The organism is Stagnihabitans lacustris (assembly GCF_025950525.1).
Lineage (GTDB): Bacteria > Pseudomonadota > Alphaproteobacteria > Rhodobacterales > Rhodobacteraceae > Stagnihabitans.
Window position 1 is genome coordinate 18,988 of the sequence record NZ_JAPDGS010000010.1, and the last position, 12,688, is coordinate 31,675.

Below are 12,688 nucleotides of genomic sequence, written 5' to 3' on the forward strand. Positions count from 1 at the left end.
TTTTTGACAAAGGTTTCCCATGCCCGACATGCGCTTTGCCCCTCCGAATCCGATCAGGATCGCCGACCGTTCGGCGGGGCTGAATGCTGTCTCGGTGCGGGGTCACAACGAAAGGCTGGTCCTGTCGCTGTTGTTGCGTCATGGCGGCATGTCGCGGATGGCCTTGGGGGAAAAGTCGGGGCTTTCGGCGCAGACGGTTTCGGTCATCGTGCGCTCGATGGAGAAAGAGGGCCTGATCGCCAGCGGCGAGGCGCAAAAGGGCCGGGTCGGGCCGCCGACGATTCCGGTGTCGCTGAATGCCGATGGGGTCAGCGCGGTGGGGATCAGCGTCGGCTTTCGCAAGACCGATGTCGTGCTGATCGACTTTCTGGGCCATGTCACGGCCTCGGCCGAACTGGCGCATGAGACTTTGGGATATCACCATGTCCATCCGCAGATCTTTGCGACCGTCTCGGGGCTGATCCGCGCCTTGCCCAAACGCAAGCAGGACCGGATCGCGGGGATCGGTCTGGCCCTGCCCGACGGGTTCGAGGATTCGCCCGAGCTGGCCCAGCTGCAAGGCCAGCTGGAGACGCTGGGCCTTGAGGTCTTCGTGCAAAACGACGTGACCTCGGCTGCGGCGGGGGAAAGCATGTTCGGGGCGGCGCGACCGCTGGAAAACTACCTGTTCTTTTACGTCGGCGCCCATGTCCATTCGCGGTTGATCTTGAACCACCACATCCTGCGCAGCGGGGTGAATGCCAGCTATGATGTGGGTCTGCTGGAGCTTGAACGGCGGCTGGGGTCGAATGCGGCGACCAGCGCGGAGTTCTGGAAAACCGCCCTGGGGCCCGCGACCGATGCGCCGGTCCAAGCCTGGATCGAAGACTGCGGCGCCCTGATCCAGGACAAGGCGGCACAGGCCAACCAATTCGTGCAGGTCGACACCGTCGTCGTCTCGTCCTATCTGCCGCGCCCGCTGATCGAGGGGTTGTGCGACACGCTTGGGGCCTTGAAAGGCGTCGTGGGCGAGGTGGCCCAGGCGCCCAAAGCTGTGGGCGCCGCGAGCCTGGCGTTCTCGTCCCGGTTCTTGATCTAAGACTTGGCCTTGTTGGCGCTGACCCGGTCGCCATGAACCGGACTTGGCGGCACCAAAGTGTGATCCTGCCCCAGACGGGCCGGGGGAAAAGGCGGCTGCTCACATCAGGGGCCTACCTGTGTTCAAACCTTGAGCAATGCGCCTCCTGCCACCAAGCCCCGACCAACCTGACCCTACGGCAACCGGGCAGTTCTTGATCCTGATCAAAGTCTTGCGCTCGATTCGTGGCACCTTCCGCCCCAAGACCCTGATCGCCCCGAAACACTGTTCCCTGACGCGCGAGACTTGCCATGAAATCCCTTCGCCCCCTTGTCGTTGGCGCCCTGATCCTTGCGGCACTTGCCGCGGCGGGCTGGTCGTGGTGGCAGGCCAGCATCTCCAGCCTGCCCTTGGGACTTGCCTCGGGCAATGGCCGGCTTGAGGCCGAAGAGATCGACATCGCCACCACGATCGCCGGCCGCGTGGCCCAGGTCCAGGTCGAGGAGGGCGCCTTGGTGCAGCAAGGCCAGGTCCTGGCCGTGATCGACACCGCCGATCTTGCGGCGCAATTGACCCGCGCCGAGGCCGAGGCCAAGGGGACCGAGGCGCAGGTGGACCAGGTTCAGGCGCTGATCTCGCAACGCCAGGCCGAGCGCGCCTATGCCGCCCAAGAGCATGACCGCGCCCAGGAGCTGACCCAACGCGGCGTCCAAAGCCAATCGGTAAGCGATGCCAAGAAGGCCGCGCTGGACACGGCCGAGGCGACCTTGGCTTCAGCCCTTGCCCAACTGGACACCGCCAAGCGCAGCGTCGAGGCGGCCTATGCCCTGGTCGGCCAATACAAGACCCAGATCGCGGACGCGACGCTGACATCTCCGGTTCTGGGGCGGGTGCTTTACCGGCTGGCCCAACCCGGCGAGATCCTGGCTGCGGGCGGCAAGGTGCTGACCGTGCTGGACCTCTCGCAGGTCTATATGGAGATCTTCTTGCCCGCGGACCAGGCCGCCGCCACCGCCATCGGCGCCGAGGCGCGGATCCGCATCGACAGCATCGACTATGCGATCCCGGCCTATGTCAGCTTCGTGGCTCCCGAGGCGCAATTCACCCCCAAACAGGTCGAAACCGCCAGCGAGCGCGAAAAGCTGATGTTCCGCGTCAAGGTCCGCCTGCCCGAAGAGCTGGTGCAGGCCTATATCGACCAGGTCAAGACCGGGGTCCGGGGCGAGGCTTTCATCAAGCTTTCGGGCGCCGAGGACATGGCCTGGCCCGCGCAATTCGTGGGCCAGCCGATCCCCGCAGCCGCCCTGCCGGGGAATTGAGATGACGCCGCTTTGGGTCGCCCGGGTGGCGGGCCTTGGCCATGTCTACGGCCAGGCGGTCGGGATTTCGGATGTGACGCTGGACCTGCCAGCGGGGCAGATGCTGGGGCTGATCGGGCCTGATGGCGTGGGGAAATCGACGCTTCTGGGGCTTTTGGCCGGGGCGCGGCGGATCCAGACCGGCCAGGTCGAGGTGCTGGGCGGCTCGATGGCCGAGCGCAGCCACCGCGACAGCGCCTTTCGCCGCATCGCCTATATGCCGCAGGGTCTGGGCAAGAACCTTTATGCCGATCTCAGCGTGCAAGAGAACCTGGATTTCTTTGGCAGGCTTTTTGGCCATGACGCGCCCGAGCGCGCGCGCCGCACCGAAAGGCTTTTGCAGGCCACCGGCCTTGCGCCCTTTGCCAGCCGCCCCGCAGCCAAGCTTTCGGGCGGGATGAAGCAAAAGCTGGGCCTGTGCTGCGCGCTGATCCATGACCCGGATTTCCTGATCCTGGACGAGCCCACAACCGGGGTCGACCCCCTGTCGCGCGGGCAGTTCTGGGAGCTGATCGCGGCGATCCGCAAGGACCGCCCGGGGATGAGCGTCCTGGTCTCGACCGCCTATATGGAGGAGGCCGAGCGTTTCGACTGGCTGGCCGCGATGGATGGAGGGCGCATCCTGGCCACCGGCTCTCCGGCCCAGCTGCGCGCGGCCACCGGGACCGCGACGCTTGAGGCGGCTTTCGTGGCGCTTTTGCCGCCCGAGAAACAGCCCCGGGGCGCGGCTCTGACCATCCCGGCCTTTGTCCGGCAAGACGGCGGCCCCGCCATCGTCGCCCGCCACCTGACCCGCAGTTTTGGCGATTTCACCGCCGTCAGCGATGTCAGCTTTCAGATCGAACGCGGCGAGATCTTTGGCTTTCTGGGCTCGAACGGCTGCGGCAAGACCACGACGATGAAGATGCTGACCGGGCTCTTGCCTGCCACTTCGGGCGAAGCGCTGGTCTTTGGCAGCCCCGCCGATGCGGGCAATCTTGCGACCCGCAAGCGTGTGGGCTTCATGTCGCAGAACTTCTCGCTTTATGGCGAGCTGACCTTGCGCCAGAACCTTGACCTGCATGCGCGGCTTTTTCACTTGGACGGGCCTACCATCGCCCCGCGCATCGCCGAGCTTCTCGCGGATTTCGGCCTGCTGCCTTTTGCCGACAGCTTTGCGGCCGACCTGCCGCTGGGCCTGCGCCAAAGGCTGTCCCTGGCCTGCGCGATCATCCACCGCCCCGAGATGCTGATCCTGGACGAGCCCACCTCGGGCGTCGATCCGGTGGCCCGCGATGGCTTTTGGGCGCTTTTGGTGCGGCTGTCGCGGCAGGACCGGGTCACGATCTTTATCTCGACGCATTTCATGAACGAGGCGATGCGCTGCGACCGGGTGTCGCTGATGCATGCCGGGCGGGTGCTGGTCCATGATACGCCCGAAAACCTGGCCCGGGGCGGCTCGCTGGAAGAGACCTTCATCCGCCAGATCCGGGCGGCCAGCGCAGAGGCCGAGGTCAGCCCCCCGCCGGCGGCAAGTCCGCAATCCCTGCCCGGCATCCAGACCCATCCCGGCCTGACCCGGCTTTTCGCCGTCGCCCGTCGCGAGATGCTGGAGCTGATGCGCGACCGGGTCCGGATGGCCTTTGCGCTTTTGGGCTCCATGGTGCTGATGCTGCTCTTTGCCTTCGGCATCTCGACCGATACGTCGAATCTGCGCTTTGCGGCGCTGGACCAGGACCAGAGCCCGCAAAGCCGGGCCTATCTGGCCGAATTCGAGGGCTCGTCCTATTTCACCCGCCAGGCCGATCTGACCAGCGAAGCCGATCTGCAACGTCGCATGGTGACGGGCGAGACGAGTCTTGGGCTTGAGATCCCCGCAGGCTTTGGCCGCGCGCTGACCTCGGGGCAAAAGACCTCGGTTGCCGCTTGGATCGACGGGGCCAACCCGCAAAGGGCCGCGGTGATCGAGGGCTATGTGCAAGGTGTCCATGCCGGGTTCCTGACGGCGCGGGCCAGGGCTGCGGGTCTGCGCGCGACGGCGCTGGTCACGATTGCGCCGCGCTATCGCTATAACCCCAGCTTTGCCTCGCTGCCCTCGATCGCCCCGGCGGTGCCGGCGATCCTCTTGATGCTGTTTCCCGCGATCTTGATGGCGGTCTCGGTCGCCCGCGAAAGCGAGGTCGGCACGATCACCAACTTTTACGTCACCCCCACGACGCGGCTGGAGTTCCTTTTGGGCAAGCAGCTGCCCTATATCGCTGTGGGCTTTGCCAATTGGGTGATCCTGACCGCGATGACCGTCCTCGTCTTTGGCGTGCCGCTCAAGGGATCGGGCCTGGCCCTGGGGCTGGGCGCATTGGCCTATGTCTTTGCCTCGACCGGCTTTGGCCTGATCATCGCGGTCTTTGTCCGCAGCCAGGTTGCGGCGGTCTTTGCCACGATGGTGCTGGCCATGCTGCCCACGGTGCAATTCTCGGGGCTGACGCAGCCGGTCAACACGCTGGAGGGCGCGGCTTGGGTGATGGGGCAGTTGTGGCCCGCGACCTATTTCATGCAGATCAGCCTGGGGGCCTTTGCCAAGGGTCTGGGCTTTGCCGCGCTGGCAGGCAACATCCTCGTGATCGCGGCCTTTGGCCCGGTCTTTCTGGGCCTGGCCAGCCTGCTTTTGACCAAGCAGGAGCGATAGGATGCGCAACATCTTCTGGCTTGCCGTCAAAGAGCTGCGCAGCCTGTGGCGCGATGCATTGTTGCTGGTTCTGGTGGTCTATGCCTTTGGGCCGGGGATCTATATCGAAAGCACCAGCGCCCCCGAGACCCTGTCCAAAGCCGCCGTCACCTTCGTCGACGAGGATCGCTCAAGCCTCAGCCGCGCCTTGCAGACGGCGCTTTATCCGCCGCATTACCTGACGCCGCAGACCACGACGGCCGATCAGATCGACCGCCTGATGGATTGGGGCGAGACGACCTTCGTGGTGGTGATCCCCCATGGCTTCGAGGCCGACGTCCGGGCCGGGCGCGCGCCCGCCTTGCAGATCAACATCGACGCGACCAAGACCCAGGCCGCGGCCGTGGGGGTGGGCTATCTGACCGCAAGCTTCACCCAAGAGATCGCCCGTTTCGCAGCCCGGGCCGATGTCGCAAGCCCGCAGGCCCTGGACCTGGTGGTGCGCCGGTCCTTCAATCCTGCCGGCACCGAGGTCTGGTTGCGGGCGATTTCCGGGCTTTTGAACCAGCTGTCGATGCTGACCATCGTCCTGACTGGCGCCGCCCTGATCCGCGAGCGCGAACACGGCACGATCGAACATCTGCTTGTCATGCCGCTGACCGCCACCGAAATCGCGCTTTCCAAGGTCCTGGCCAATGGGCTGGTGATCTTTCTGGCCTTCAGCTTTTCGCTGTTCACCGTGGTCTAGGGCCTGTTGCAAGTCCCCTTCGCGGGCTCCGAGGCCCTGCTTTTGGGCGGCACCGTGGTTTACCTTTTTGCCGCCGCCTCGATCGGCATCCTTTTGGGGATCTTGGCGCGGACCATGGCGCAATTCGCGCTGCTGATCTTGCTGGTCATCATGCCGATGATGCTTTTGTCGGGCGGATCGACCCCGGTGGAAAGCCAGCCCGCCTGGTTGCAGCCCCTGACCTGGTTGCTGCCGTCGCGGCATTACATGGATTTCGCCATCTCGATCACCTATCGCGGGGCGGATCTGTCGATGGTCTGGCCCGAGTTCCTCTGGACCTTCCTTCTGGGCGGCGCCTTCCTGGTGCTGAGCCTCGTGCTGTTCCGCCGCTCGGTCGCGGGGGGTTAGGGTCAGCCTTTCGCGGCCAGATCCTTTGCGGCCGCGTCCAGCATCGCGACCATGACACCATAGAACCTGGCGTAATGCGCCAGACGCTTGGCGGCGCCCGTGTTCTGCGGGTCGATCTCGGACAGCGAGGCGTCGATCTCGGCCCGGGTCTTTTGCAGACCGGCGGCAAGGGTTTTCAGCATGTCGGGATAGGGGTTCTCGATCAGCTGGAAGAAGTCCTGCCTTTGGCCCGGCCGCCCCACCCGCTTGATCAGCCGGCGGTCCTCCAGGATGCGGGTCGCGGTGCTGATCGAGGCCTTGGAGACCTGCAGTTCGGCGACCAAATCGCCAAAGGACCGGGTTTCGCCGTCAAAGAGAAACAGGCCAAAGACCCGCCCCGCAATACGCGGCACGCCGTCCGATTGCAGGAACAGGCCGACCTTCTCGATGAATTCCTCCCGAACCTCGGCTTGATCCCGCATGCCCCGACTTATCCCCTGCAAATTTTCGGCCCTTGGGTCATAGTTCATTCAGATTCGTCCGCAAGACTGCAAACATCGTGAGGGCCTTGGATCACTTTAGATCAACTTGTTTGTTCAGTCCATGCTAAACAAACAAGTTGACGGACGCCCCCGCCCTGCCCTATCCCCCGCCTTGCCCTATCCAAGACCAAACCAGACCGGAGACCTGTCATGCCCTTTCCCCGCAGCCTTGCCGCCTGGACCCTGGGACTGGCGCTTATGCCGATGATCACCCTGGCGCAGACGGCCAAGATCCCGACCGTGACCGTGGCGCCTGCCACGACGGCAGAGGTGGTGGCGCAGGTCTATGTGACAGGCTCATTGGTCGCGCGGGATGAGGTGCTGATCTTTCCGCAGGTCAGCGGTTTCAGCATCGAAAGCCTGACGGTGCAGGTGGGCGATCAAGTCCAGGCGGGCGATGTGCTGGCGACCTTGGCCACCGGCAATCTGGTCGTGCAGCAGACCACGGCCAAGGCAGAGCTGAACCGGACCGTCTCGGCGATCTCGCAGGCGCAAAGCCAGATTGCCACGGCCCAGGCCGGCCTGACCCAGGCCGAGGCGCAATTGGCCCGGGTCCAGGCGCTGAAGGATCGGGGCGCGGCCACCCAGGCCGACCTTGACACCGTGGTGGCTGCGGCCGAACAGGCGCGGGCGGCGCTGGCTTCGGCCAAGGACGGGCTGGCGGTTGCCCAGGCGCAGCGCGACCAGGCCCAGGCGCAACTGGACCTGGCCGATCTGAACCTGGAACATGCGCAGATCACGGCGCCGGTCGCGGGCATCATCTCGGCCCGCAACGGCCAGATCGGCGCCATAGCGGCCTCGGGCGGCGAGCCGATTTACCGGCTGATCGCGGGCGGCGCCGTGGATGTCGAGGGCGAGGTGATCGAAACCGCGCTGGCTGGCCTGGCCATCGGCAACCCGGTCGCGCTGGACATCGCCAGCATCGGCCCCGTCACCGGCACGGTCACACGGATTGCCCCCACGGTCGATGCCGCCAACCGCATGGCCAAGGTGACGATCGAGGTTCCCCCCCAAGCCGGCCTGCGCCCCGGGCTTTTCGCCCGCGGCACGATCGAGACCCTTCGGCACCAGGCCCTGACCATCCCCGCCGCCGCGATCCAGACCGACAGCGCGGGGACCTATGTCCTGCGCGTCACGGATGGCGTGGTTTCGCATGTGCCGGTGACGGCCGGTCTTTTGTGGCAAGACGCGCGCGAGGTGCTTTCGGGCTTGGCCGAGGGCGACCTTGTGATTGCCCGCGCCGGGGCCTTCTTTTCGCAGGGCGACGCGGTCAACACGATCACCGAAGGGGCCGCCGAATGAACATGTCAACCTGGGCGATCCGCACGCCCGTGCCCTCGCTGGCGCTGTTCCTGGTTCTGACGATCATCGGCTGGGTCAGCTTCAAGGGGCTTCCGGTGACGGAGATGCCCAATGTCGATATCCCGATCATCTCGGTCAGCGTCAGCCAATCCGGCGCCGCCCCGGCCGAGATCGCGACCCAGATCGTCCAGCCGCTGGAATCGGCGATTTCGGATGTGACGGGGGTTGATCACGTCACCGCCACGGCCAGCGATGGCCTGGCCAGCCTGACCGTGGAATTCAGCCTGGAAACCGACACCGACCGCGCGCTGAACGACGTCAAGGATGCCGTCACCAGCGCCAAGAGCGACCTGCCCGAAGCGGCCTCTGACCCGGTGGTGGCGCGGGTCGATGTGACGGGGCGGGCGATCCTGACCTATGCCGTCTCGGACCCGACCAAATCCATCGAAGAGCTTTCGACCTTTGTCGATGACGTCGTGGCCCGCGACATCGCGGGGGCCGAGGGCGTGGGCAAAGTCACCCGTCTGGGCGGGGCCGAGCGGGCGATCGAGGTCGACCTTGACCCCGCAAGGCTTTTGGCGCTGGGGCTGACCGCCTCGGATGTGAACAGCCAGTTGCGGCTGGCCAATGTCGATATGGGCGGCGGGTCGGGCGATCTGGCGGGGCAGACCTTTTCGATCCGGGCGCTTGGCGCGGTCAAGACGGTAAAGGCGCTGCGGGCCACGCCGATCACCCTGGCCTCGGGGCGCAGCCTGCGGCTGGACGATCTGGGCACGGTGCGCGACGGCGCGCAAGAGCCCGAGGGTTTCGCCCTGCTGGAGGGGCAGCCCGTTGTGGCCTTTGGCGTCTATCGGGCGACGGGCAAAAGCGACCTTGTGGCGGGCGACAATGCCAAGGCACAGATTGCTGCGCTGCAAACGGCCTATCCCGGCGTCAGCTTCTCGCTGATCGACGATGCGACGGTCTATACGGCGGGCAATTACGAGTCCGCCATGGGCACGCTTTACGAGGGCGCGGTGCTGGCGATCATCGTGGTCTTTGGCTTTTTGCGCAACTGGCGCGCCACGCTGATCACGGCAGCCGCCCTGCCGCTGTCGATCATCCCGACCTTTATCGTGATGAATTACCTGGGCTTTTCTCTAAACACCGTCTCGCTTTTGGGCATCACCCTCGTCACCGGCATCCTGGTCGACGACGCCATCGTCGAGATCGAAAACATCGTCCGCCATATCCATATGGGCAAACCGGCCTATGAGGCCTCTGAGGAAGCCGCCTCCGAGATCGGCATGACCGTCATCGCCATCAGTTTCACCATCGTGGCGGTCTTTCTGCCGGTCAGCTTCATGTCGGGCATCGCGGGCCAGTTCTTCAAGCAATTCGGCCTGACCGTGGCGGTGGCGGTGCTGTTTTCGCTGTTGGTCGCGCGGCTGATCACGCCGATGCTTTCGGCCTATTTCCTGCGCGACAGCGTCTCGCAGCACGAGGCCCCCGACGGCGCCTTGATGCGCACCTATCTGCGGGTCCTGACCTGGACGCTGCACAACCGGACCGTGACGCTGCTGGGCGGGCTTGCGATCTTTGCCGGCTCGATCTTTTCCGCCACGCTGTTGCCGACCGAATTCGTGCCGGCCTCGGACAAGGGCGCGGTCAATATCTCGGTCGAACTGCCGCCGGGCTCCAGCCTGAACGACACCCGTCTGGCCGCCCGCAAGGTCACAGAAATCATCCGCCAGGTGCCCGAAGTGACCAGCGTCTTTGCCGAGGCCACCACGCGGACCAAGGCCAATATCCTGGTGAACCTGGGGCAAAAGGCCAGCCGCAGCCGCTCTGCCGCCACGATCCAGGCCGAGCTGGACGGGCTTTTGGCCGATTTCCCCGATGTGCGCTTGCGGGTGATGAATGACAGCGGCGCGCGCGACATCAGCCTGTCGATCCTGGGCGACCGGCTTGAGGCCACGACCGAGGCCGCCCGCGCGCTGTCCGAGGCAATGAACGCCCTGCCCGAGGTGACCGGCGCCTCGGCCTCCTCGGCGCTGGCCCGACCCGAGATCCGGATCACCCCCAAGCCAGAGCTGGCGGCAGAGCTGGGCGTGACGGCCTCGGCGCTGGCTTCGACGATCCGCATCGCCACGCTGGGCGACAGCGGCACCAATGTGGCGCAGTTCAACACCGGCACGGGGCAGATCCCGATCGTCGTGCGCCTGTCGCAGGATGTGCGCGATGACCTGTCGCTGATCGGTGACTTGCGGGTGCCGCGCAGCACCGGCGCGCCGATCCCGCTGGGCGTGGTGGCCGATGCGACGCTGTCGACCGGGTCCAGCACGATCACGCGTTATGACCGCCAGTTCCGCACCACGGTCGAAGCCGACCTCGCCCCCGGGGCGCTTTTGGGCGAGGCCACCGCCGCCATCGACGCCCTGCCGCTGGCGCAATCCATGCCCGAGGGCACCCGCCTGCAAAGCGCGGGCGATGCCGAGGTCATGGGCGAGATCTTTGGCCAGTTCGGCCTGGCGATGGGGGCGGGGGTGCTTTTGGTCTATGTCGTGCTGGTGCTCTTGTTCTCCAGCTTTGTCACGCCGCTGACCATCCTTTTGTCGCTGCCCCTGGCCATCGGCGGCGCGATCTTTGCGCTGTATCTTTACGGCGCGGGGATCGGTTTGTCGGTGGTCATCGGCTTTTTGATGCTGATGGGGATCGTGACCAAGAATGCGATCATGCTGGTCGAATTCGCGCTGGATGCGATGGCCAAAGGCGTGGACAAGAACGCCGCCATGCTGGACGCCTGCCACAAGCGCGCCCGGCCGATCATCATGACGACGATCGCCATGGTGGCGGGCATGGTGCCCTCGGCCCTGGCGCTTGGCACCGGCGGAGAGTTCCGCGCGCCGATGGCGGTGGCGGTGATCGGCGGGTTGATCCTGTCGACGCTCTTGTCGCTGCTGTTCGTCCCCTCGCTGTTCAGCGTCATCGACCGGGTCAAGGACCACAGCCGGTCGATCCTGGTTCACCGGCTGGGCGCGAACCGACCAAGGGCAGGCTAAGGGCGCCGACGACCAAAGGGCATCGGCGCCCGGAGGTTTACGATCCCCGGGTCTGGGCCATGATCCAGTCGCGGATGCCGGGGATGTCATAGGCGATGCGCCAGGTGTTGATGTGGTTCGACCCGGGCGTATCCTCTTGATCCGCCGGCACCACGCTGCCCTTTTTCAGGACCGAGTAATTCACCGAAAGCCCCTGCCCCACTTGGTCGGCCACGACGCCTGCAAAATCGGCCGAGGTCCCGTCCCAGAGGGCCTGGGAATAGGCCGTCCCCTCGGCCTCGATCACCGCCATGATGGCGTTTTGCCCGGGGAAGGCCTTGGCATCGCCCTCGGCCACCACGACCCACAGCTTTTGCTTGGCCAGGGGCGCCACAACCGCCGGATCCCATTGACAGGCCACAAGGAAAGCGGCCGCGAAAAGGTCAGGCTGTTTGACCATCATCGCAATCGACATCATCCCGCCGCCCGATTGCCCGGTCGTATAGATCCGGTTGCGGTCGACGCCAAAGCGGGTGGCGATCTCTTCGATCAGATGCAGCGTGGTGTCCAAAAGCGACGAGGCCTCCGAGCCGTCATTCACCGTCTGGGCCGCGAATTGCGGCGCCAGCACGATGGCCGGATGGCGGGCCTGATCCTCGGGACTGGCCCAGGACACCGCGCCCAAGCCCTGCACCAGCGTCGTATCCACCACAGGCGAGGTATTGCCTGCGTCATGCATGAAGATCACCAGCGGCAGCGGCCCCGTGGCGGTCTTGGGGACGTAAAGGTTATAGGCCAGGGTGTCGCCGGTCTGCGGATCGCGGAACTCCTCTGCGGTAAAGTCATCGACCACCAGGTTGCGCGCAGCATTGGTGGGGATCGACCGCGGGATCGTGTTGAAATCCGGCGGGCCTTCGGTCTTGACCTCGCCCTTCGGCGTGATCGTCACGGTGGTCGCAGAGGGAAGCCGCTGCGTCGTGCGCCCGGTGGTGACGAAAAGCGCCGCGCCCGCGTCTTCGGGCGCAAGGTCCAGCGTGATCCAGGCCCCCGCGGCATCCGCGACCCCCGGGGCGGAGGAGGCATAGACCCGGGTGATCGTCCGCCCCTCGACGCTGTAAAGCGTGGGGTCCAGGGCCTCGGCCGTCACGGGGCGGTCTTGCTGGATCGCCACGCCGACCAGTCTTTGACCCGCGCCAAAGACCTGGGTGATGGCCGTGGCGCCCAGGATATAGGGCGGCGCCTCGGCGGCCAAAGCCGGGACAAGGGCGGCCACGGTCAGGCCAAGCCCGGACAGAAGAAAGCTGCGACGCATCATAGGGGAAAGCTCCATCATTGCTTGCGCGTCATACGGCGCAAAGGGTTTAGTCCGTCGCAACGCCCGGTCAAAAAGGCGGTCGATTTGCGAAAAATGTGGGGGACGCAGGGGCAGAAGACCCCAGTGTCGATCTGCTGCGCAAGATCATAGGCTTCGCAGCCCCGTCATCATCCGATTTTCCAGGATGACCGAAGCAGAAGGGTCCAATGTCGCAGAACCCGTCGACCCGCCGCGCAAGGGCGAGGTCTATGCACAAAGGCGCCGGCAGGACAAAGCCCAGGAGGGGCGAACCCCTATTGTGGCCCCTCGGGACCTGCGCACAAATTGCAAACAGGC

The 12,688-nt window shown here is 65.5% G+C and carries 7 protein-coding genes and 1 pseudogene; 6 read left to right on the plus strand and 2 right to left on the minus strand.

What is annotated here, in order from left to right; genetic code table 11:
• Nucleotides 1-19 precede the first annotated feature (19 nt).
• The 4 genes and pseudogenes from NX862_RS17345 to NX862_RS17360 all read left to right on the plus strand — a co-directional run bounded on the left by NX862_RS17345 (nucleotide 20) and on the right by NX862_RS17360 (nucleotide 6,194).
• Nucleotides 20-1,078, plus strand: coding sequence for an ROK family transcriptional regulator (locus tag NX862_RS17345; RefSeq protein WP_264495198.1), 1,059 nt, complete (start codon nucleotides 20-22; stop codon nucleotides 1,076-1,078).
• Nucleotides 1,079-1,368: 290 nt separating this feature from the next.
• A complete protein-coding gene (locus NX862_RS17350; RefSeq protein ID WP_264495199.1) occupies nucleotides 1,369-2,376 on the plus strand; it encodes an HlyD family secretion protein in 1,008 nt (335 codons plus the stop codon).
• A 1-nt stretch (nucleotide 2,377) separates the two neighbouring features.
• On the plus strand, nucleotides 2,378-5,080 hold the full coding sequence (rbbA, locus tag NX862_RS17355) for a ribosome-associated ATPase/putative transporter RbbA (protein ID WP_264495200.1): 2,703 nt from the start codon (nucleotides 2,378-2,380) through the stop codon (nucleotides 5,078-5,080).
• Nucleotide 5,081: 1 nt separating this feature from the next.
• Nucleotides 5,082-6,194, plus strand: a pseudogene (locus tag NX862_RS17360) (ABC transporter permease).
• Between the two features lie 2 nt (nucleotides 6,195-6,196).
• On the opposite strand, the gene NX862_RS17365 reads toward NX862_RS17360, so the two are convergent.
• Nucleotides 6,197-6,655 carry a GbsR/MarR family transcriptional regulator gene (locus tag NX862_RS17365; RefSeq protein WP_264495201.1) on the minus strand — a complete coding sequence of 153 codons (459 nt, stop codon included), beginning with the start codon at nucleotides 6,653-6,655 and terminating at the stop codon, nucleotides 6,197-6,199.
• A gap of 210 nt (nucleotides 6,656-6,865) precedes the next feature.
• Between NX862_RS17365 and NX862_RS17370 the strand changes: the two genes are divergently transcribed.
• Together NX862_RS17370 and NX862_RS17375 are read left to right on the plus strand one after the other, a co-directional pair.
• Nucleotides 6,866-8,017 (plus strand): efflux RND transporter periplasmic adaptor subunit, encoded by a 1,152-nt coding sequence (locus tag NX862_RS17370; RefSeq protein WP_264495202.1) that lies wholly within the window; start codon nucleotides 6,866-6,868, stop codon nucleotides 8,015-8,017.
• Nucleotides 8,014-11,058, plus strand: coding sequence for an efflux RND transporter permease subunit (locus NX862_RS17375; protein WP_264495203.1), 3,045 nt, complete (start codon nucleotides 8,014-8,016; stop codon nucleotides 11,056-11,058). The genes NX862_RS17370 and NX862_RS17375 overlap by 4 nt, the downstream gene beginning before the upstream one ends.
• Before the next feature lie 37 nt (nucleotides 11,059-11,095).
• Here the strand turns inward: NX862_RS17375 and NX862_RS17380 are convergent, their stop codons facing one another.
• The gene (locus NX862_RS17380) at nucleotides 11,096-12,367 is read right to left on the minus strand and encodes a prolyl oligopeptidase family serine peptidase (RefSeq protein WP_264495204.1); all 1,272 of its coding nucleotides are present in this window, start codon (nucleotides 12,365-12,367) and stop codon (nucleotides 11,096-11,098) included.
• Between the last annotated feature and the right edge of the window lie 321 nt (nucleotides 12,368-12,688).